General features: G+C 69.5%; 19 protein-coding genes and 1 riboswitch. Of the genes, 11 read left to right on the top strand and 8 right to left on the bottom strand.

All coding sequences use genetic code 11. The annotated features are described in order from the left end of the window. Positions 1-176 precede the first annotated feature (176 nt). Positions 177-611 (top strand): pseudoazurin, encoded by a 435-nt coding sequence (locus FV242_RS02505; protein ID WP_147937834.1) that lies wholly within the window; start codon positions 177-179, stop codon positions 609-611. A gap of 31 nt (positions 612-642) precedes the next feature. Here the strand turns inward: FV242_RS02505 and FV242_RS02500 are convergent, their stop codons facing one another. Beyond that, the gene (locus FV242_RS02500) at positions 643-1020 is read right to left on the bottom strand and encodes a hypothetical protein (protein ID WP_147937833.1); all 378 of its coding nucleotides are present in this window, start codon (positions 1018-1020) and stop codon (positions 643-645) included. 122 nt (positions 1021-1142) lie between these two features. After that, the gene (gene carA / locus FV242_RS02495; RefSeq protein ID WP_147937832.1) at positions 1143-2390 is read right to left on the bottom strand and encodes a glutamine-hydrolyzing carbamoyl-phosphate synthase small subunit; all 1248 of its coding nucleotides are present in this window, start codon (positions 2388-2390) and stop codon (positions 1143-1145) included. Positions 2391-2582: 192 nt separating this feature from the next. Here carA and FV242_RS02490 point away from each other — a divergent pair, with 192 nt between their 5' ends. The 9 genes from FV242_RS02490 to FV242_RS02450 all read left to right on the top strand — a co-directional run bounded on the left by FV242_RS02490 (position 2583) and on the right by FV242_RS02450 (position 13670). After that, positions 2583-3044, top strand: coding sequence for a GatB/YqeY domain-containing protein (locus FV242_RS02490; protein WP_147937831.1), 462 nt, complete (start codon positions 2583-2585; stop codon positions 3042-3044). Between the two features lie 120 nt (positions 3045-3164). Beyond that, positions 3165-5063: a DNA primase gene (gene dnaG, locus FV242_RS02485; RefSeq protein ID WP_147937830.1), complete on the top strand. Its 1899-nt coding sequence runs from the start codon at positions 3165-3167 to the stop codon at positions 5061-5063. Between the two features lie 200 nt (positions 5064-5263). Beyond that, complete coding sequence (gene rpoD, locus FV242_RS02480; RefSeq protein WP_147906656.1) at positions 5264-7264, top strand: RNA polymerase sigma factor RpoD; 2001 nt, start codon at positions 5264-5266, stop codon at positions 7262-7264. A 78-nt stretch (positions 7265-7342) separates the two neighbouring features. Further along, positions 7343-8602: an adenylate/guanylate cyclase domain-containing protein gene (locus FV242_RS02475; RefSeq protein WP_147937829.1), complete on the top strand. Its 1260-nt coding sequence runs from the start codon at positions 7343-7345 to the stop codon at positions 8600-8602. A gap of 123 nt (positions 8603-8725) precedes the next feature. Further along, positions 8726-8853: riboswitch (TPP riboswitch) on the top strand. A gap of 64 nt (positions 8854-8917) precedes the next feature. Then, the gene (gene thiO, locus FV242_RS02470) at positions 8918-10141 is read left to right on the top strand and encodes a glycine oxidase ThiO (protein ID WP_147937828.1); all 1224 of its coding nucleotides are present in this window, start codon (positions 8918-8920) and stop codon (positions 10139-10141) included. Next, positions 10138-10350, top strand: a complete 213-nt coding sequence (gene thiS / locus FV242_RS02465; protein WP_147896857.1) for a sulfur carrier protein ThiS — start codon at positions 10138-10140, stop codon at positions 10348-10350. Before thiO ends, thiS begins: the two co-directional genes overlap by 4 nt. Before the next feature lie 2 nt (positions 10351-10352). Next, positions 10353-11156 carry a thiazole synthase gene (locus tag FV242_RS02460; protein WP_147937827.1) on the top strand — a complete coding sequence of 268 codons (804 nt, stop codon included), beginning with the start codon at positions 10353-10355 and terminating at the stop codon, positions 11154-11156. Then, the gene (locus FV242_RS02455) at positions 11153-11788 is read left to right on the top strand and encodes a thiamine phosphate synthase (RefSeq protein WP_147937826.1); all 636 of its coding nucleotides are present in this window, start codon (positions 11153-11155) and stop codon (positions 11786-11788) included. Before FV242_RS02460 ends, FV242_RS02455 begins: the two co-directional genes overlap by 4 nt. 112 nt (positions 11789-11900) lie before the next feature. Next, on the top strand, positions 11901-13670 hold the full coding sequence (locus FV242_RS02450; RefSeq protein WP_187278312.1) for a peptidase domain-containing ABC transporter: 1770 nt from the start codon (positions 11901-11903) through the stop codon (positions 13668-13670). Positions 13671-13686: 16 nt separating this feature from the next. Here the strand turns inward: FV242_RS02450 and FV242_RS02445 are convergent, their stop codons facing one another. From FV242_RS02445 to map, 6 genes are all read right to left on the bottom strand, one after another. Further along, complete coding sequence (locus FV242_RS02445; protein WP_147855650.1) at positions 13687-14436, bottom strand: peptidase; 750 nt, start codon at positions 14434-14436, stop codon at positions 13687-13689. Positions 14437-14538: 102 nt separating this feature from the next. Further along, on the bottom strand, positions 14539-15366 hold the full coding sequence (locus FV242_RS02440; protein WP_147908943.1) for a transglutaminase family protein: 828 nt from the start codon (positions 15364-15366) through the stop codon (positions 14539-14541). A 124-nt stretch (positions 15367-15490) separates the two neighbouring features. Beyond that, positions 15491-16438: an alpha-E domain-containing protein gene (locus tag FV242_RS02435; protein WP_147908942.1), complete on the bottom strand. Its 948-nt coding sequence runs from the start codon at positions 16436-16438 to the stop codon at positions 15491-15493. A gap of 66 nt (positions 16439-16504) precedes the next feature. Then, entirely contained in the window at positions 16505-17944 is a 1440-nt protein-coding gene (locus FV242_RS02430; RefSeq protein WP_147937824.1) for a circularly permuted type 2 ATP-grasp protein, read from the bottom strand. Positions 17945-18039: 95 nt separating this feature from the next. Next, a complete protein-coding gene (radC, locus tag FV242_RS02425) occupies positions 18040-18774 on the bottom strand; it encodes a DNA repair protein RadC (protein WP_147937823.1) in 735 nt (244 codons plus the stop codon). A gap of 6 nt (positions 18775-18780) precedes the next feature. Continuing rightward, positions 18781-19608, bottom strand: a complete 828-nt coding sequence (map, locus tag FV242_RS02420) for a type I methionyl aminopeptidase (RefSeq protein ID WP_147908939.1) — start codon at positions 19606-19608, stop codon at positions 18781-18783. Between the two features lie 214 nt (positions 19609-19822). On the opposite strand from map, the gene FV242_RS02415 reads away from it, so the two are divergent. Beyond that, a complete protein-coding gene (locus FV242_RS02415; protein ID WP_147908938.1) occupies positions 19823-20080 on the top strand; it encodes a zinc-finger domain-containing protein in 258 nt (85 codons plus the stop codon). Position 20081: the final 1 nt, after the last annotated feature.

Genomic DNA, 20081 nt, shown 5'->3' with positions numbered 1-20081 from the left:
CGCGTTCGGCGATGGTGCGGGGCGTTGCAGGCGGGTCCGCGGGCCTCACGCCAGATTCAAATAGTTCTGAAGTCTTCGCCTGATGGCGAACGGCATTGCCGAGTCGTTTCCGGCTCCATAAAGCTCTTTCGATCGACGGGTCCGTCGATTGAAACGATAACAATTCGAGATTGACGATGATCAGGGAAACGTTCAGCGCGGCGATGCTTCTGCTCGGCGCGGCAGCCGGCGCACGGGCGACGGAAGTCTCCGTCAAGACGCTCAACAACGGCCCGGGCGGGATGATGGTCTTCGATCCGGCCTTCGTGAAGATTCAGCCCGGGGACACGGTCCGGTTCGTGCCGGCCGACAAGGGCCACAACGCCGAACTCATCAAGGGCATGGCGCCCGAGGGCGCGCCGACCTTCAAGACCGTGGTCGGCAAGGAGGAGGCTGTGACCTTCGACACGCCCGGCCTCTACGGCTTCAAGTGCTCGCCGCACTACATCATGGGCATGGTCGGCCTGATCGAGGTCGGCGACAAGCCGGAGAACCTCGAGGCCGCAAAGGCGGTCCAGCACGGCAAGCTCGCCGCCAAGCGCTTCGAGCCGCTGTTCGAGAAGGTGCAGTAGGGGTCCGGCGGGGGCGGCCCGCCGTCCCCGCTCAGAATCCGGCGTGAAGCGCGGCGAGCGCCCGGTCGATCGACAGGTAGAAGATTCCGAAGGCGACCAGGGCGGCGGCGGCGAATTCGAGCGCGACGTTCGAGAGCGTCTGCGACCGGCGCAGCATCTCGCGGCCGAAATACAGGGACACCCAGGCGAACGCGAGCACGGCCGGCATCGCGAACAGGTAGGACACCGTGCTCTCGACCCGGTCCAGGCCGGCGGCGGGATCGATCAGGGCGCGGATGTTGCGCACCCAGGGGGCGTAGACGGCGGCGTAGAGCGCGGTCGCCCAGGCGAGGCTGGCCGCGACACCGAGATGGAACGTGAAAGTCCGGTGCAGGCGGGAGAAGTCGTCGCGCGCCTCGTCGATGGTCATCCGGCAATCCCCCCGGACGGAACCACCATGTGCGGCCCGTCGATGGGTTCTATAAGCCGCCGGAATTCGCGGATTTTGTGACCCCGGCGCGGCCTGAATGGGACCGCGCCGACGCGGACCGATCAGGCGTCCTTCGCGGTCTCCGGCGCACCGGAGCGCATCAGCGCGACGAAGCGCTCGAACAGGTAGTGGCTGTCGCGCGGGCCAGGCGAAGCCTCGGGATGGTGCTGCACCGAGAAGGCCGGGCGGTCGGTGAGGGTAAGCCCGCAATTCGAGCCGTCGAACAGCGAGACATGGGTCTCGACCGCGCTGGCCGGCAGGCTCGCGGGATCCACCGCGAAGCCGTGGTTCATCGAGACGATCTCGACCCGGCCGGTGGTCTTGTCCTTGACCGGGTGATTCGCCCCGTGATGGCCCTGACCCATCTTCAGCGTCCGGCCGCCGAGCGCGAGGCCCATGAGCTGGTGCCCCAGGCAGATGCCGAAGGTCGGCACCTTCTCGTCCAGCAGCTTGCGGATCACCGGCACGGCATAGGTGCCGGTCGCCGCCGGGTCGCCGGGACCGTTGGACAGGAACACCCCGTCGGGCTTCAGCGCCAGGATCTCCTCGGCGCTGGTGGTGGCCGGTACCACGGTGACGTCGCAGCCGGCCTGGGCCAGCAGCCGCAGGATGTTGCGCTTCACGCCGTAATCGATCGCCACGACCTTCAGGCCCTCGCCGGGCGCGCGCTTGCCGTAGCCGTCGCCGAGCGCCCAGACGGTCTCGGACCATTCCGAGTTGGCGCGGCTGGTCACCGGCGGCACGAGGTCGAGGCCCTCCATCGGGGCGAGGGCCGCGGCCCGGGCCTTCAGGGCCTCCCGGTCGAACCGGCCCTCGGGATCGTTGGCGATCACGGCGTTGGGCATGCCGCCGTCGCGGATGCGGGCGGTGAGCGCCCTTGTGTCCACCCCGGTGATCCCGACGATGCCGCGGGCGTCGAGCCAGCCGTCGAGATGTGACGACGACCGCCAGCTCGACGGCTTGGTCACCGCCGAGGCGATCACGGTGCCGCGCACGCCCGAGGCCGGGGCCGCCTCGAGGCTTTCCAGATCCTCGTCGTTGGTGCCGACATTGCCGATATGCGGGAACGTGAAGGTGACGATCTGCCCGGCATAGGACGGGTCCGTCAGGATCTCCTGGTAGCCGGTCATCGCCGTGTTGAAGCAGACCTCGCCGTCGGCGACGCCGGTCCGGCCGATGCCGAAGCCCTCCAGGATGGTCCCGTCGGCCAGCACCAGCAGGGCCGTCGCGACGGGCTCCGCCCAGGGCTCGGGGGCAGCGGCTTTGGAGCCAGCGGGTTTGGAGGCCTGCGCGGCGGCGTCTTGCAGCATCGGGTCGGTCTCGCTTATGTCCGGCCGAAGGCAGGCACCGCGATGCGGTACGCTCGGCTGGCGGCATGATCGTGTGCGGCGCTCTTAGCGAGCGGCCCGCGATCGGGTCAATGTGGCCGTGCGGCCGATGAGGCTCAACACCCGCAAAGTGCAGGCCAGCCCCCCGTTTCTCCCGTCAAAAGGTTCATCGAGATGCTGCGCGCCCGCCTCACCACCGAGATGAAGGAGGCCATGAAGGCCGGCGACAAGGACAAGCTCGCCACCGTGCGGATGATCCAGGCCGCCCTCAAGGACAAGGACATCGAGGCTCGCGGCCTCGGCAAGGAGCCGGCCTCCGACGAGGAGATCCTGTCGCTGCTCCAGAAGATGATCAAGCAGCGCACCGAATCGGCTACGGTCTACGAGCAGGGCGGACGCCCGGAACTCGCCGCCAACGAGCGCTCCGAGATCGCGATCATCGAGGCGTTCCTGCCCAAGCAGATGGACGAGGCCGAGATGAAGGCGGCGGTCGACGCCGCGATCCTCGAGACCGGCGCCGCCGGCCAGAAGGACATGGGCCGCGTCATCGCCGCCCTGAAGGGCACCTTCGCGGGCCGGATGGATTTCGGCAAGGCGAGCGCGCTGGTGAAGGCCGCGCTGGCGGCGAAGGGCTGAGACCGAGGCGCCGGCTCTCCCCACAATCCCCCGCCTGATCGAACGATCGACCGACCGGGCGGGACTCGGACCGCCCGGGCGCGCTATATCCAACGGTCAGGCAGTCGATCCGCAGGCCCCGTGCGCTATCCGCCCCACATCCTGGAAGAGATCCGCGCCCGGCTGCCGGCCTCGGCCGTGGTCGGCCGACGGGTGCAGCTGAAGAAGGCCGGCCGCGAATGGCGCGGCCTGTCGCCGTTCAACGCCGAGAAGACGCCGTCCTTCTACGTGAACGACCAGAAGCAGTTCTATCACTGCTTCTCATCGTCCAAGCACGGCGACATCTTCACGTTCCTGATGGAGACGGAGGGCCTGAGCTTTCCCGAGGCCGTGGAGCGGCTGGCGAGCGAGGCCGGCGTCAGCCTGCCGGCGCCCACGGAAGATACCCGCGTCGCCGAGAAGCAGCGCGCCGGGGCGATCGAGGTCATGGAGATGGCCGCGCGGTGGTTCGAGGATCGCCTGCGGGCCGGGCCGGGCAGCGAGGCGCGGGCCTATCTCGAACGCCGGGGGCTCAAGGACGACACGCAGCGGGCCTTCCGGCTCGGCTACGCGCCGAACGAGCGCTACGCCCTGCGTGACCACCTGGCCGGGCAGGGGGTCGACAAGGCGCTGATGGTCGAGCTGGGCCTGCTCGCAGGCGGCGAGGATGTCTCGGTCCCGTACGATTATTTCCGCGACCGGGTGATGTTCCCGATCACCGACACCCGCGGCCGGGTCGTCGCCTTCGGGGGGCGGGCGCTCTCCAAGGAGGTGCGCGCCAAGTATCTGAATTCGCCCGAGACGCCGCTCTTCCACAAGGGCCGGACGCTCTACAACCTCCACGGCGCGCGCAAGGCCTCCCACGAGCGCAGCTCGATCATCGCGGTCGAGGGCTACGTCGACGTCATCGCCATGACGCTGGCCGGCCATCCCGAGACGGTGGCGCCGCTCGGCACCGCGCTGACGGAGGACCAGCTGGCCTTGCTCTGGCGCCACGCCGACGAGCCGATCCTCTGCTTCGACGGCGACAAAGCCGGGCAGCGGGCGGCCTTCCGGGCGCTCGACATCGCCCTGCCGGCCCTGGAGCCCGGCCGCTCGCTTCGGATCGCCCTGCTGCCGGGCGGTCAGGATCCCGACGACCTGCTGCGCTCGGGCGGTCCCGGGGCGATCGACCAGGTGCTGCAGGCCGCGCTGCCGCTGTCCGAGCTGCTCTGGCGCCGCGCGCTCGAATCGGGGCCGGCAGATACGCCCGAGCGCCGGGCCGGCCTGACCCAGACGCTGCGCGCCACCGTCGCCACGATCCGCGACGAGACCGTCAAGCGCTACTACCGCGACGACATCGAGGAGCGGCTGCGCAGCCTGTCGCCCCGGAACGCGCGGTCCAGCGGGCCCGGGTCCGGGCCGAAGGGGCAGAACCGCCGCTTCGTCCGCCCGGGCGAACCGGTCTCGCCGCGGATCACCGGCAGCCCCAGCGCCTCGATGACCGCCTCGGCGGGCTTCTCCGGGGCGGCGCCGGTGCGCGAGGCGGTGATCGCCGGCACATTGCTGGTCCACCCGGAGATGCTCAGCGAGTTCGGCGACGAGGTCTCGGAACTCGACTTCGAGCACCCCGACGCGCGGGCGCTCCTGTCGGTCCTGGTCGCTTGTGCCGCAGAGGATGGACAAACGAACGCGGACCTGTTGCAAACCCGCATCACACGGGCCGGTCTCGGAGAGGCGGCGGAGCGGATTCTGGCGCTCGCCCGGTCCCGAGACCGGATTACGCTGTCCCCGCACGCCGATCCGCAGCAGCGCGCGGACGCTCTCAGACAGGCGATGATCTTGCACCGGCAGGCTGGCGCGCTACATAGCGAACTTCGCGAAGCACGGCAGGCGTTCGAAGACGATCCGACCGATGCCGGGTGGGCATGGCTCTGCGAAGTCAAGGCGAGGCTGGAGACCGTCATCGCTGCCGAGGCTGAAGCCGACAAGCCGGTGTCGAACGACTCGACCGCCGCATGACGGCCGTGCGATGGCGGTGGCGACGGGCCGAACCCCGCGTTAGTTAACAATTGGTCAAGCCTCGGGCTTGCATACGGAACCCGACGACTCAAGGCGTCCGGAGCAATCCGGGGCCACTCGCAAGTATCGCGGCGCCGACGGCGTGGAGCGGCCTTACTCAGGCCCCCGCAGCGCGCCGCACCCGAAACAATAGGCTGATCATGGCGACGAAGGCAACGGAACGGGACGAGACGGACGCTGCCCCCGAGCAGCAGACCGACGGGCCGCTCCTCGACCTGACGGATGCTTCGGTCAAGCGGATGGTCAAGCTCGCGAAGAAGCGCGGCTACGTGACCTACGAAGAGGTCAACGAGGTCCTGCCGGAGGGCCAGTCCGACCCTGACCAGCTCGAGGACGTGCTCTCGCAGCTGTCCGAGATGGGCATCAACGTGGTCGAGGCCGAGGAGACCGACGAGGCTGCAACCACCGAGAAGGCGGCGAACGGCGCCGACGGCGAGGAAGAGGAATCCGAGGGCGGCGAGGTGGCCGAGGTCGCGCCGACGCGCGCCGTCACGGTCGCCACGACCACCAAGGAGCCGACCGACCGCACCGACGATCCGGTGCGGATGTACCTGCGCGAGATGGGCTCGGTGGAGCTCCTGTCCCGCGAGGGCGAGATCGCGATCGCCAAGCGCATCGAGGCCGGCCGCGAGGCGATGATCGCGGGCCTCTGCGAGAGCCCGCTAACCTTCCAGGCGATCATCATCTGGCGGGACGAGCTTGTGGAGGGCAAGGTCCTCCTGCGCGACATCATCGATCTCGAGGCGACCTACGCCGGCCCGGACGGCAAGAACGCGCCGCAGATCGCCGAGGGCGAGAGCGAGGAGAGCGCCGAGGAGGCCGAGCCGCCGGCGCCGCCAGAGGGCGGCGACGACGAGGACGACCTCGAGAACAACGTCTCGCTCGCCGCCATGGAAGCGGAGATCAAGCCGCGGGTCCTCGAGACCTTCGACGCGATCGCCGCGAATTACCGCAAGCTGCGCAAGTTCCAGACCGAGGGCGCAGACCGCAAGGCTGCCGGCGAGAAGAACAGCCCGGCCCAGAACCAGAAGCAGATCGAGCTGAAGGACAGCGTCGTCGCCGACGTGAAGTCGCTGTCGCTCAACAACAACCGCATCGAGGCGCTGGTCGGCCAGCTCTACTCGATCAACAAGCAACTCATCGGCCACGAGGGCCGGCTGATGCGCTATGCCGAGAGCCACGGCGTGGCCCGGGACGAGTTCCTGCGCCACTACCAGGGCTACGAGCTCGATCCGAACTGGATGGAGCGCGTCGGCACGCTAGGCGGCAAGGGCTGGAAGAACCTGGTCGAGCGCGGCTCGAAGCAGGTGACGGAGCTGCGCGCCCAGATCCTCGACCTCGCCTCCGAGACCGGGCTGGAGATCGGCGAGTACCGCCGCATCGTCAACATGGTCCAGAAGGGCGAGCGCGAGGCCCGGCAGGCGAAGAAGGAGATGATCGAGGCGAACCTGCGCCTCGTGATCTCCATCGCCAAGAAGTACACGAACCGCGGCCTGCAGTTCCTGGACCTGATCCAGGAGGGCAACATCGGCCTGATGAAGGCGGTCGACAAGTTCGAGTACCGGCGCGGCTACAAGTTCTCGACCTACGCCACGTGGTGGATCCGGCAGGCGATCACCCGCTCGATCGCCGACCAGGCCCGCACGATCCGCATCCCGGTGCACATGATCGAGACGATCAACAAGATCGTCCGGACCTCGCGCCAGATGCTGCACGAGATCGGCCGCGAGCCGACCCCGGAGGAGCTGGCCGAGAAGCTGGCGATGCCGCTGGAGAAGGTCCGCAAGGTCCTCAAGATCGCCAAGGAGCCGATCTCCCTCGAAACGCCCATCGGCGACGAGGAGGACAGCCACCTCGGCGACTTCATCGAGGACAAGAACGTCGTCCTGCCGATCGACGCGGCGATCCAGTCGAACCTGCGCGAGACCACGACAAGGGTGCTGGCGTCGCTGACCCCGCGCGAGGAACGCGTGCTGCGCATGCGCTTCGGCATCGGCATGAACACCGACCACACCCTCGAGGAAGTCGGCCAGCAGTTCTCGGTGACCCGCGAGCGCATCCGGCAGATCGAGGCCAAGGCGCTCCGCAAGCTGAAGCACCCGTCGCGTAGCCGGAAGCTCCGGAGCTTCCTGGACAACTGAGCCCCCGTCGCGGCCCCCCCGCGGCGCCTCCCCTCCGACTGCGTTGCCAGGCGGCTGCGCGGCCCCCACCTTGGCGCCATGCTCGAACGCCGCCCGCCAACGCCCGGATTGCCGACGGCCTTCGCGGACGGCTCCGAAGCCGACGACGTGCCCTTCGGCGCGCTCCAGCCCTCGGTGGGCATCCGCGACTGGCTGCTTGGCGAGGGCGCCCGGCTGCAGAAAGCCGAGGACATGCTCTCCGGCCTCGCCGAGCGGCTGATCGCCATCGGCGTGCCGGTGGATCGGGCCTCCTCTGCGATCGACACCCTGCACTCGGAATATGCCGGCGTGGGCCGGGTCTGGACCCGGGACGGCGGCACCAGCGTGCGGCTGTTCCCGCACGGGGGCCGCTCGCAGGAGGCTTATCTCAACAGCCCGTTCCACACCGTCCACGAGACCGGCGAGTGGCTGATCCTCGACGTCGCCGAGACGCCGGACGATGCCTACGCGATCATCCCGGACCTGAAGGCCGGCGGCTACACCCACTACGTCGTGGCGCCGCTGTTCTTCACCAACGGCACCAAGAACGGGATCACCTTCGCGACGAAGGCGCCCGACGGGTTCGGCGAGGACGACATCGCGATCCTCCGCTTCGTCATGCCGGCGCTTGCGGCCGTGGCCGAGATGCGCGTGCTCAACAAGCAGCTCGACCACGTGCTGCGCCTCTATGTCGGCGACGAGCCGCACCGGGCGATCCTGGCCGGCGACATCCGCCGCGGACAGGTGACGCGGATCCGCTCGGCGATCCTATTCGCCGACATGCGGGACTACACCCGGACCTCCGCCGACATGACTCCCGAGGAGGCGGTCGGGCTGCTCAACGTGTTCTTCGACTGCCTGGTGCCGCCGATCGAGCGTGAGGGCGGCGAGGTCCTGAAGTATCTGGGCGATGGCTTGCTGGCGATCTTCCGGGAATCGGGCGACGATCTCGGGGGGGCCGCCAAGGGGGCGCTCACTGCGGCCCAGAACGCGCTGGCGGCCCTCGACGAGGCCAACGCCCTGCATCAGTTCTCGGTGCCGGTGGCGGCGGGAATCGCGCTCCACCACGGCGAGGCCGCCTACGGCAATGTCGGCTCGGGCTCCCGGCTCGACTTCACGGTCATCGGCCGCGACGTGAACCTCGCCAGCCGGATCGCCCGGCTGAACCGCCAGCTCGGCGAGCCGCTGCTGATGTCGAAGCCGTTCGTGGACTTCCTCTGGGGCGATCCGATCCCCCTGGGCGAGCACGTCCTCGACGGCTTCCGCGAGCCCATGGCGGTGTTCCGCCCGAAATTCCTGCGGCCGCGTGCGCCGAGCTGACCGGCGCAGCAGTGCCTCCGCCCGATGCTCCAGGCTGTGACGGCCACAGGCCGTTTGTCCGCCCCCGATAGCCCGCCCGCAGACCGCGGGCTTGACCCGCGGGGCCCGCGCGACCAGATCTATCGCTGTTCCAGGGAGATCCCCGGCAAGGGGCTGAGAAACCGCTGGCACGTCCCCCGGACCTGCGGCGCGGAAATCCTTCGAACCTGATCCGGCTCACACCGGCGTAGGGATTGGACCGCGGCCGCCTGAATGGCAGGTCACCGCTTCTCACCGAAGCAGACGGCCCGATCTTCGCGACGGAATTCCGCGGAGATGACTTTGGCTTTTGACCGCCCCGTTTCGCCGATCGGACGCCGCCGCCTCCCGGGCGGCTTCGCCGCGCAGGCCTCGCTGCCGGCGCGTGCCGATGTCGCCGTCGTCGGCGGCGGGTTGATCGGCCTGTCGATCGCCTGGCGGCTCGCACGCGCCGGCCGCGCGGTGGTCGTCATCGAGCGCGACACGATCGGCGCGGGTGCGAGCCTGGCCGCCACCGGCATGCTGGCCCCGGCCGCCGAGCACGAGCCGGGCTCCGATCCGCTGTTGCCCCTCGCCCTCGAATCGCTCCGGCTCTGGCCGGGGTTCCGCGACGCCCTCGAAGCCGAGACCGGCCTGTCGATCGATTATCGCGCGGACGGGACCGTCGTGGTCGCCATCGGCCGCGACGAGGTCGAGCGCCTGCGCTTCCGCTACGACCTGCAGCGCCGCTCGGGCCTCGACGCCGCGTGGCTCCCGGGCACCGAGGTGCGGCGCCTTGAGCCCGCCCTGCGGCCGGCCGTCACCGCCGGAATCCATTGCCCACTGGATCACCAGGTCGATCCCCGCCTCGTTATGGCGGCACTGGCCGAAGCCTGTCGGCGTGCCGGCGTGACGCTGGTCGAGGGCCTGGCGGTGAGCGGGCTCGACTGGTCCGGCGGAACGGTGACCGGCATCCGGGCCGGCGACGAGGCCGTGACGGCCGATACCGTCGTGCTGGCCTCCGGCGCGTGGAGCGGGGAGGGCGGCCTGCTGCCCGAACATCTCGCCCTGCCGGTGCGACCGCTCAAGGGCCAGTCGATGGCCCTGCGCACCACCGCGCGCACCGGCACGCTCAGCCGGATGATCTGGACCGAGCAGGTCCACATGGCGCCCAAGAGCGACGGCCAGCTGATCGTCGGCGCAACGGTCGAGGATTGCGGCTTCCGGTCGGGCATCACCGCCGGCGGCCTCTTCGCCCTGCTCGAGGGCGCGCGCCGGGTGCTGCCCGGCATCGAGGAGATGGAGGTCGAGGCCGTGTGGGGCGGCTACCGTCCGACCTCGGACGACGACGCGCCGATCATCGACACGCTCGCGCCGGGCCTCGTCGTCGCCACCGGCCATCACCGCAACGGCTACCTGCTCGCCCCCGTGACGGCCGAGGCGGTCGCCGAACTCGTCACACGCGGCGCGCTGCCGGAGATCGCACAGCCGTTCACTCGGGCGCGCTTCGACCGACGCGAACCCACGAGGGCCTCGGCATGAAGCTTCTGGTGAACGGAGAAATGCGGGATCTCGCGGTCGAGACCATCGCGGCCCTGTTCCGGGCCGAGGCCGACGAGACCGGTATCGAGAGCCCCCAGGGCATCGCCATCGCCCTGAACGGCCGCGTGCTGCGCCGCCGGGACTGGGACGAGACGCCGGTCGCCGAGGGCGACCGGGTCGAGATCGTCCGCGCCATGCAGGGAGGTTGACCATGGACCAGACCGTCACGCCGCTGCGCCCCGAGACCGAGGCGGATCGCTTCACCATCGCCGGGGTGGAGCTGTCCTCGCGGCTGTTCATCGGCACGGCCGGCTACCCGACCCAGGCGATCATGCGCGACGCGGTCGCGGCGTCTGGGGCCGAGGTCGTCACCGCCTCGATCCGCCGGGTGTCCCTCCAGGGCCACGGCTCGGACACGGTGCGCATCCTGAAGGGCAAGCGCTTTCTGCCCAACACCGCCGGCTGCGAGACCGCCCGCGACGCGATCATGACCGCCGAGCTCGCCCGGGAGGCTCTGGACACCAACTGGATCAAGGTCGAGGTGATCGGCGACCGGGAGACCCTCTATCCGGATGTGGCCGAGTTGATCGAGGCCTGCCGGCATCTGGTGGACGAGGGCTTCGTAGTCCTGCCCTATTGCAACGACGATCCGGTCGTCTGCCAGCGCCTGGAGGATCTCGGCTGCGCCGCGATCATGCCGATGGGCTCGCTGATCGGCTCCGGCATGGGGGTCGCCAACCCGGCCAATATCGAGCTGATCTGTCGCCGCGCGAGCGTACCGGTGATCGTCGACGCCGGCATCGGCACCGCCTCGGATGCGGTCATCGCCATGGAGCTCGGGGCGGCGGCCTGCCTGATCAACACCGCCATCGCCAAGGCCGACGACCCGGTGCGGATGGCCCGAGCCATGGGCCGCGCGGTCGAGGCCGGGCGCGATGCCTATTGCGCCGGCCGCATCCCCCGCCGCGGCCGGGCCGATCCGTCGAGTCCGCAACTCGGCCTCGTCGGCTCGTGAGACCGCTGCCGTCGCGGCTGCTGGCGGTGACGGACCGGCACGGGCACGCCCGGCCGCTGGCCGACACCGTGCAGGCGGCGCTCGACGGCGGCGTCCGCTGGATCTGGTTCCGCGACCGCGACCTCGACCCGGAGGCGCGACGCAGCCTCGGCGCCGGAATCGCCGCCAGGGTCCGTGCGGCGGGCGCGTTCCTCACGGTCGGCGGTGACATCGCCCTGGCTGAAGCACTCGGGGCGGACGGCGTGCATCTCGGTGGCGGCACCGGGCCGGAATGGATCACGGCGGCCCGCGCGGCCCTCGGACCGAATGCGCTGATCGGGATCTCGGCCCACGCACCCGTGGAAGTCGAGGCAGCCGCCGGGGCCGGCGCCGACTATGTCACCCTGAGCCCCATCTTCCCCACCGCCAGCAAGCCCGGCTACGGCCCGGCCCTCGGTCCGGAGGGCCTAGCTGCGGCCCGTCGTGCCGGCCTGCCGATCGTCGCCCTCGGTGGCGTCACGCCGGAGCGCATCCCGCTCTGCCAGGATGCGGGTGCAGCCGGGGTCGCCGTGATGGGCACGCTGATGCGCGCCGCCGGGCCCGCGGCCGCCGCCCGTCGCATCCTGGCGGCCTGGGACGGGTGCCAGCCCTAACCGTCCGTATGGCGCATCCCGGACGCGGCGTCCCCGGATGAACCCACGCGGAGCGGTCGCCAGCGCCGCGAATGTATGCCTCACTCCGCGCCCGATTCGGAGCGCGGGGGTGATGTTGCGGGCAGACCGATCGTCCTTCGGCTGGCGCTGGCTCGGCCGTTCGCTCGCGTTGCGCCGGGGGCAGGTGGCCCGTCTCCTGATCGCGATCGCGGCGGGATACGGCGCCGGGCTGGTCTTTCCGGTCGCCACCCAGCGCATCGTCGACGCGATCGTGGCCGGGCAGGCCGACCTGCACCTGCTCGGGCTGGCGCTGCTCGCACTCCTGTCGATCGCCGCCGAGGTCGGGCTCACCGCGTTCCGGGGGCGCCTGATCATCGCGCTGGCGGTCTTCCTCGACCGCCGGATCTCCCGCCGCGTCTTCGCCCACCTGCTGCGGGTGCGGATCGACGGTGCCGCCTTTAAGTCCGGCGAGGTCCTGAACCACTTCCAGCAGATCACGAAGATCCGGGACTTCGTCCTGCATCAGATCCCGAACACGGTGATCGATGCCGGCGGCGCGCTCGTCGCCTTCGGCCTGGTCCTCTACTACGACGTCGCGGTCGGGGCGGCGCTCGCGGTGGCGGCGCCGCTGATCGTGATGATCGCGAGCAACCAGATCAGCGGCATCTGGAAATCCGCGAAGGCCTATTACCAGTCGATCAGCGTCCGTGACGGCACACTGGCCGAGAGCGTTAACGGCCTGGCCACCGTGAAGTCGCTCGCCCTCGAAGCCGGGCGGATGCGACGCTGGATTACGGTGACGGACACCACGCTTGCCGAGCTGAGCGGCGTCATGGACCTGCAGCGGCGCTACGGGCTCCGGTCCCAGGCGGTCTCGCGGGCGATGACGCTGCTGGTCATCGGCGTGGGCTGCTGGCGGATCTATGGCGGCTACCTGACCGTCGGCGAGTTTTTGGCGATCCAGGTGGTCGCGGCCCGCATCACCGGCCCGCTTCTCGGCAGCGCCGACATCCTGCGCATGGCCCAGGAGGTGAACGTCGCGATCCGCGAGATCGGCGGCTTCCTCAGCCTGCCGCGCGAGCAGGCCGGCCGCCATCCGCCCCTGCGCCGGATCGGTCCCGGCGGCATCCGCCTCGACGGTGTCTCACTGACCTATCCGGGTGCGGCGCGGCCGGCGCTGCGGGATCTGAGGGCGACCCTGCCGGAGCGCGGCATCGTCGCCATCGTGGGACGCAACGGCTCGGGCAAGTCGACCCTGCTGCGCATCCTGCTCGGCCTGCAGCGCGACTATACCGGCCGGGTCGAGATCGGCGGTGCCGACCTGCGGGATTACGATCCCCGATGGCTGCGCGGTCAGATTGGTACCGTGGATCAGGATACGATGCTGTTCTCCGGCAGCGTGCGGGAAAACCTCGCCACGCAACGACCGGATGCGGCGGCCTTCGATGCAGCCCTGCATTTCGCCGGGCTGCGCGGGCTCGTCGAAACCCTGCCGGAAGGCCTCGAGACGTCCCTGGGCGAGGGCGGCCGGACCCTGTCGGGCGGCCAGCGCCAGCGGCTGTCGATCGCCCGGGCGGTGATCCGCAACCCGCCGGTGGCGCTCCTCGACGAGCCGACCGCCTTCCTGGATCCGCAAGCCGCCCTGGCGCTGGAGCGCAACCTCACGGCCTGGGGCCGCGAACGGCTGCTGATCCTCGTCACCCACCATCTCGCCGCGGCGCGCCAGGCCGACCGGATCCTGGTCCTCGACGACGGCCGCCTGCTCGGCGACGGGCGGCACGACGATTTGCTGCGCACGGTGCCGCTCTACGCGGCTTTGTGGGAGGATTACACGCGCGCCGTGGTCAGGAGCGCGGACCGGGCCATCGAGCCGGCCACCTGACCTTACCGGGCCGGCCCTATTTGGCCGTCGGGCCGTAGGGCGGGCGCGGGATCGCCCGGTGCGCGGCCCGGAGCGCGGCCGACCAGCGCTCGCGCAGGTCGTGGAAATAACCCTCGCCGGCCTCGATCCGATGGTTCACCTCGAGGTCGAGGCCGTTGCGGCGGGCGACCGCGATGTCGATCGGCAAGCCGACGCCGAGGTTCGACCGCATGGTCGAATCCATCGAGACGAGGCTCACTTTCAGGGCGTCGTAGAGGTCGCTCTCGAACTTCACCGCCCGGTCGAGGATCGGCTTGCCGTACTTGTGCTCGCCGATCTGGAGGAAGGGCGCGTCGGTGCTGCACTCGATGAAGTTGCCGGCCGAGTAGATCAGGAACAGCCGCATGCCCTCGCCGGCGATCTGGCCGCCGAACAGCAGCGAGATCGAGAACCGGATGCTGGCCGCCTCGAACCCGTCCCGCTCGATCGCCCGCACCCGCCGGATGGCGCGCCCGATGAGCTGCGCCGCCTGGAACATCGTGGGCGCCTCGATCAGCTTCTGCGGCGGCTCGCCGTCGTCGCTGGGCACACCTTCCTGAAGCAGGCTCAGGACCGACTGGGTGATCGACAGGTTGCCGGCCGAGGCCAGCATCATCACCCGCTCGCCCGGCACGTTGAAGTGGTGGAGCTTACGGTAGGTCGAGATGTCGTCGAGCCCCGCATTGGTGCGGGTGTCGGCGACCATCACGAGCCCCTCCTCGACGAGGACACCGACGCAGTAGGTCATGGATCTCGGGCTCTCGCGGGGTGGGTTTCCGGCTCTCGCCGAGCCGGCGGCCCGCCCTTCAGGGAAACGGGCGAAGGATCAGGCGAAGAATTAGGCAGGGACTCAGGACTGTGCGGCGTCCCTGCCTTGCTCGACGCGGAGCTTGACGTCCAGTGTCTCGGTTCCGCCACCGGTGCGGCTGCCGCGGATCGGCGCGGCGCCCAGATAATCCAGCCCGCAGGCGACACGGATCGTGCCGTCGGACGGGGTGTCCTGGTAGCAGGCGTCGAACGCCACCCAGCCGAGATCCGGCACCAGCGCCTCGGCCCAGCCGTGCGGCGCCTCGACATCGGCCTGGCCGTCGCCGCGGGCGCGGTAGCCCGCGACGTAGCGGGCCGGGATGCCGAGGTGGCGGGCGGCGGTGATGAAGACGTGGGTCAGGTCCTGGCAGATGCCCTTGCCGGCGGCAAATGCCGTGGCGGCGGGCACGCCGTTGGCGGCCGGCCCCGGCTCGTAGACCACCGTCTGAGGAACGGTGTCGCGCAGGCGGTGCAGCACCGAGAGCGGCTTGCTGTCGCCGTCGGTGGCGACCCGCTCGGCGAAGACCTGCAGTTCCGCGCTCGTCGTGCAGAGATCCGTGTCCCGCAGGTAGAACTCGTCGGGCAAGCGCTCGACCGTGCCGCGGACCACCCCGTGGGTATCTTCGGTGTCGACTGCGCCGGTGACCCGGATGGTCAGCGCGTCGGCCGGCGCGTCCGGGGTGAACCAGTGGACGATGTTGCCGAACCCGTCCTCGCGGGCGGTCAGCCGCCCGTCGATGGAGGTGTCGATCCGCCAGGTGCGGACATATTGCCCGTCATGGTCCCTCGGCGTCAGGCGCATGACCTGGACGAGGCCGCGGGCCGGGTGCTCGTAGGTGTAGATGGTCTCGTGGACCACGCGGATGCGCATGCGCCGGGCCTGTCTGTCTTTCCGATTGCATCAGCCCGAACCGGTCTCGCCGGCGCTCGGGCGACGATGATGCGTCGTCATACGCTCGGCGCATCGCCCCGGATCCGACCCCCGGGACGATGCGCTACCCGACCAGATACTGCTTCGCGATGGCTTCGCCCACCTTGTTGTTCTCCACGATGAACGCCTCGACGAACTCGTGGAGCCCGGAGTTGAACACACGGTCGATATCCTCGCTGTCGAGCTTGGCCAGCATGTTCCCGGCCAGGCGCTGGCTCGGGCCGCGGCGGCCGTAGGCGTCGGCGACGAGGTCGAGATACTCGACGATCACGCTGTAACAATTGGCGAAGGAGCGCGGCATCTGCTTGTTCAGCATCAGGAGGTCCGCCACCAGCAGCGGCTTGACGCTCTCACGATAGACCCAGTGATAGGCGTTGAAGGCCGACACCTCGCGCAGGATCGTGGTCCATTGGAAGTAGTCGAGGCTGCCGCCGACCGTCTCGTTCTGCGGCAGCAGGATCTGGTACTTCACGTCGAGGATGCGGGCGGTGTTGTCGGCCCGCTCGATCGCCGTGCCGAGTCGGGTGAACCAGAACGCGTCGTTGCGCAGCATGGTGCGGAAGGCCGAGCCGTCGAAGGTCAGCGAGACGGTCTTCACCCAGTCGAGGAAGCGGCTGAACTCGTCGCGGCTGAGCTCCTTGCCGGCGTAGTTGCGCAGCTCCAGCCAGGCGCCGTTGATCGCGTCCCACATCTCGGTGGTGAGCGCGGTGCGCACCGAGCGGGCATTCTCGCGGGCCGATTCGATGCAGGAGCGGATCGACGAAGGATTGTGCGGGCTGAAGGCCAGGAAGTCGCAGACCGTGTCGGCATTCACGACACTGTAATGCGGCTTGAACAGGTCCGGGTCACCGGCCGAGGCGAGGGCGGATTCCCACTCGTTGGTCTCGCCGCCACCATAGCTGGTCGGCAGCGAGGCGAGCCGGTGCGCCGCGTCGAGGATGCGCGCGACGAAGTCGGCGCGCTCCACGTAACGTGAGAGCCAGAAGAGGTTGTCGGCAGTCCTGGAGAGCATGGTGTGCGAACTCGGATCGGCTCGGCGGCAGGCGGCGCGTCTGGCAGTGTGGAAGCGCTGGGGACCTTAAGCGTCGAGCACCCAGGTATCCTTCGTACCACCGCCCTGGCTGGAATTGACAACCAGGGACCCCTCTTTCAGCGCGACGCGGGTCAGCCCCCCGGGCACGATGCGGATCTGGTCCGCGCCGTTCAGCACGAACGGCCGCAGGTCGACATGGCGCGGGGCGACCCCGGAGGCCACGAAGGTCGGGCAGGTCGAGAGCGACAGGGTCGGCTGGGCGATGAACCCGTCCGGGGCATGCTTGAGCTTCTTGGCGAAATCCTCGATCTCGCGCTTGCTCGCATGCGGCCCGACCAGCATGCCGTAGCCGCCCGATCCGTTGACCTCCTTCACCACCAGCTGGGACAGGTTGTCCATCACGTAGGCGAAGGACTCCTTCTCACGGCAGCGATAGGTCGGCACGTTGTGCAGGATCGGCTCCTCGCCGGTGAAGAACTTCACGATCTCCGGCATGTAGCTGTAGACGGCCTTGTCGTCCGAGATGCCGGTGCCCACGGCGTTGGCCAGGGTCACGGAGCCGCGCTCGTAGGCGTTCATCAGGCCCGGCACGCCGAGGACCGAATCGGGGCGGAACACCAGGGGATCCAGGAAGTCGTCGTCGAGGCGGCGGTAGATGACGTCCACCCGGCGCGGCCCCTCGGTGGTGCGCATGTAGACCACGTCGTCCTTGGTGAAGAGGTCGGACGCCTCCACCAGCTCGACACCGAGCTTGTCGGCCAGGAACGAGTGCTCGTAGAAGGCCGAGTTGTAGCGGCCGGGGGTCAGCAGCACCACCGTGGGGTCGCGCGTGGTGGAGCCCGGTGCGAGGCTGCGCAGGGTCGCCAGCAGGGCGTCCGGGTAGTTCTCGACCGGCGCGACCCGGTGCTTGGAGAACAGGTCCGGGAACAGCCGCAGCATCACCTCCCGGTTCTCCAGCATGTAGGACACGCCGGACGGGATCCGGGCATTGTCCTCCAGGACGAAGAAGTCCTTCTCGCCAGTGCGGACGATGTCGATGCCGGCGACGTGGACGTAGAGGTCGTGCGGGACCCGGAACGAGCGCATCTCCATCCGGTAATGGGCGTTGCGGTAGACGAGGTCGGCCGGGATGATGCCGGCCTTGATGCATTCCTGCGCGCCGTAGACGTCCTTCAGGAACAGGTTGATCGCGGTCACCCGCTGCTTCAGCCCGCGCTCGAGGAAATCCCACTCCGGCTTGGTGATCACCCGCGGGATGATGTCGAACGGGATCAGCCGCTCGGTCGATTCGTTGTCGCCGTAGACCGCGAAGGTGATTCCGATCCGGCGGAACAGCAACTCGGCCTGGCTGCGGCGGGTGTTGAAATGCTCGGGCGGCGTGGTCTCGAGCCAGGTCTTCAGCTTGCCATAGGCGTCGCGGACGGCGGCCGGGTCGGCGGCGCCGTTGCCGATCCCGTTCATCTCGTCGAAGGCCGTCAACGCCATTCCGATTCTCCCTAACGCTCCCGCTCTTCAGGCAAGAGACGCGCCACCCAGCAGGGCTATACGCGCGGGCACCAACGCTCAAGTCGGCCGGAAGATCAGAACAGCTTGAGGCCTTTCAGGCTGGCATGTCCGTTTCGACCCAGGATGATATGGTCGTGCACTACAATCTTCAGTGGTGCCAGCACCGACACGATTTCGCGAGTCATCGCGACGTCGGCCGTGGACGGACTGGGATCGCCCGACGGGTGGTTGTGGGCCAGGATGATCGCGGTGGCCGAGAGTTCCAGGGCCCGGCGGGCGACCTCCCGGGGATAGACCGGCGTGTGGTCGACCGTGCCGCGGCCCTGGACCTCGTCGGCGATCAGGTGGTTGCGCTTGTCGAGGAACAGGATGCGGAACTCCTCGCGCGCCGCGAACGCCATGGTGGCCCGCAGGTACTCGCTCAGCGCGCTCCAGGAATTGAGCACCGCGCGCTCGCGCAGCGCGCCGCGGGCGAGCCGCCGTCCCGCCGCTTCGATCAGCTTGAGGTCGGCGGCGACCCCGGCGCTCACGCCCTCGACCTCCATCAGCCGGGCCGGCTCGGCGCTCAGGACCTCGGCGAAGCTGCCGAACCGTGCGACCAGGGCCTTGGCCAGGGGCTTCACGTCCCGTCGGGGGATCGCCCGGAACAGGACGAGCTCCAGAAGCTCGTAGTCCGGCAACGCCTCGGCTCCGGCTACCGCGAACTTCTCCCGCAGGCGGTCGCGATGGCCGTGGAAATGCGGCGGCTCCTTGGCGACCGGCGCGGCGCTCCCGGGGAACAGCCCGGCCGCCCCGTCGTCCGCAGCCATGGCCGGTCAGGCCGCCGGGTTGATGGGCTGATGCAGCCCCTTCGGCGAGACCGTGAAGATCTCGACGCCGGTCTCGGTCACCGCCACGGTGTGCTCGAACTGGGCCGAGAGCGAGCGGTCCCGGGTCACCGCGGTCCAGCCGTCGCCCAGGACCTTCACGGCCGGGCGGCCGAGATTGATCATCGGCTCGATCGTGAAGAACTGGCCCGGCTTCAGCGGCACGTCGTAGCTCGCCTCGACGTAGTGCAGGATGGTCGGCGCGTCGTGGTAGATCCGCCCGAGCCCGTGGCCGCAGAAGTCGCGGACTACCGAGCAGCGCTCACTCTCGGCAAACGTCTGGATCGCCCGACCGATATCGTTGGTCGATCCGCCCGGCTTCACCGCCGCGACGCCGCGCATCAGCGCCTCGTAGGTGATCTCGCACAGGCGCTGCGCCTTGCGGGGAACCTCGCCGACATAGGCCATCCGGCTCGAATCGCCGTGCCAGCCGTCGAGGATCAGGCAGCAATCCAGGTTGACGATGTCGCCCTCGCGCAGGGGCTTGTCGTTCGGGATGCCGTGGCAGACCACGTGGTTGATCGAGGTGCAGATCGACTTCGGATAGCCGCGATAGAGCAGCGACGCGGGATAGGCCCCGTGATCCATCGCGAAGGTGTAGGCGAGCTTGTCGAGCTCCTCGGTGGTGACGCCGGGCTGGGTCGCCTCCATCAGCAGATCGAGAGCCTCGGCCGTCAGGCGCCCGGCCCGACGCATGCCCTCGAATCCCTCCGGGCCGTGGATCGGCGGCTCCGGCGCCCGGCGCGTACCCTGCGCGGTGGCCTGTTCCTGTTGCATCGTCGAGACTTTTTGCGGCGTCGGAGAGCGGGTGTCCTGCATATGTACGGTGCGCGGCGCGGCAGGCCAAGCCGCATGCGCGGAACGGCGCGCGGACGCGCGGCGGGGGAGGCTTGCGCGGGCCGCGGGGCTGGCGGCATAAGCGGGATCGTGGCGCCCGGGGATGCCCGGGCAGATTCGCCCCGTAGACGGGTCTGGGGCAGGCGAGGGCCGTATGGCAGGCAAGGCGGTACCGCACTTCCACAACGAGCCGGGCGTCCCGGTGGTCGCTGTCGGGGTGAAGGAATTCATGTGCATCGGCGCGTTGCCGCCGTTCGATCACCCGCACGTGTTCCTCGACATGGGCGCCGACACCGAGATCATCTGCCAGTACTGCTCGACGCTCTATCGCTACCGTGCCGGCCTCAAGGCCGACGAGGCGGATCCGCAGGCCTGCGTCTGGCACGACGCGGCCACGGTCGCCGCGGAGTAGC

Origin of the sequence: Methylobacterium sp. WL64 (assembly GCF_008039945.1) — a bacterium.
Lineage (GTDB): Bacteria > Pseudomonadota > Alphaproteobacteria > Rhizobiales > Beijerinckiaceae > Methylobacterium.
Note: the sequence above shows the minus strand (reverse complement) of the source record. Positions and strands in the feature narration are given on the sequence as shown.

Coding starts and splice junctions, on each gene's coding strand:
- FV242_RS02505 (WP_147937834.1), top strand. CDS start 177: ATGATCAGGGAAACGTTCAGCGCGGCGATGCTTCTGCTCGGCGCGGCA.
- FV242_RS02500 (WP_147937833.1), bottom strand. CDS start 1,020: ATGACCATCGACGAGGCGCGCGACGACTTCTCCCGCCTGCACCGGACT.
- carA (WP_147937832.1), bottom strand. CDS start 2,390: ATGCTGCAAGACGCCGCCGCGCAGGCCTCCAAACCCGCTGGCTCCAAA.
- FV242_RS02490 (WP_147937831.1), top strand. CDS start 2,583: ATGCTGCGCGCCCGCCTCACCACCGAGATGAAGGAGGCCATGAAGGCC.
- rpoD (WP_147906656.1), top strand. CDS start 5,264: ATGGCGACGAAGGCAACGGAACGGGACGAGACGGACGCTGCCCCCGAG.
- FV242_RS02475 (WP_147937829.1), top strand. CDS start 7,343: ATGCTCGAACGCCGCCCGCCAACGCCCGGATTGCCGACGGCCTTCGCG.
- thiO (WP_147937828.1), top strand. CDS start 8,918: ATGACTTTGGCTTTTGACCGCCCCGTTTCGCCGATCGGACGCCGCCGC.
- thiS (WP_147896857.1), top strand. CDS start 10,138: ATGAAGCTTCTGGTGAACGGAGAAATGCGGGATCTCGCGGTCGAGACC.
- FV242_RS02460 (WP_147937827.1), top strand. CDS start 10,353: ATGGACCAGACCGTCACGCCGCTGCGCCCCGAGACCGAGGCGGATCGC.
- FV242_RS02450 (WP_187278312.1), top strand. CDS start 11,901: ATGTTGCGGGCAGACCGATCGTCCTTCGGCTGGCGCTGGCTCGGCCGT.
- FV242_RS02445 (WP_147855650.1), bottom strand. CDS start 14,436: ATGACCTACTGCGTCGGTGTCCTCGTCGAGGAGGGGCTCGTGATGGTC.
- FV242_RS02440 (WP_147908943.1), bottom strand. CDS start 15,366: ATGCGCATCCGCGTGGTCCACGAGACCATCTACACCTACGAGCACCCG.
- FV242_RS02435 (WP_147908942.1), bottom strand. CDS start 16,438: ATGCTCTCCAGGACTGCCGACAACCTCTTCTGGCTCTCACGTTACGTG.
- FV242_RS02430 (WP_147937824.1), bottom strand. CDS start 17,944: ATGGCGTTGACGGCCTTCGACGAGATGAACGGGATCGGCAACGGCGCC.
- radC (WP_147937823.1), bottom strand. CDS start 18,774: ATGGCTGCGGACGACGGGGCGGCCGGGCTGTTCCCCGGGAGCGCCGCG.
- map (WP_147908939.1), bottom strand. CDS start 19,608: ATGCAACAGGAACAGGCCACCGCGCAGGGTACGCGCCGGGCGCCGGAG.
- FV242_RS02415 (WP_147908938.1), top strand. CDS start 19,823: ATGGCAGGCAAGGCGGTACCGCACTTCCACAACGAGCCGGGCGTCCCG.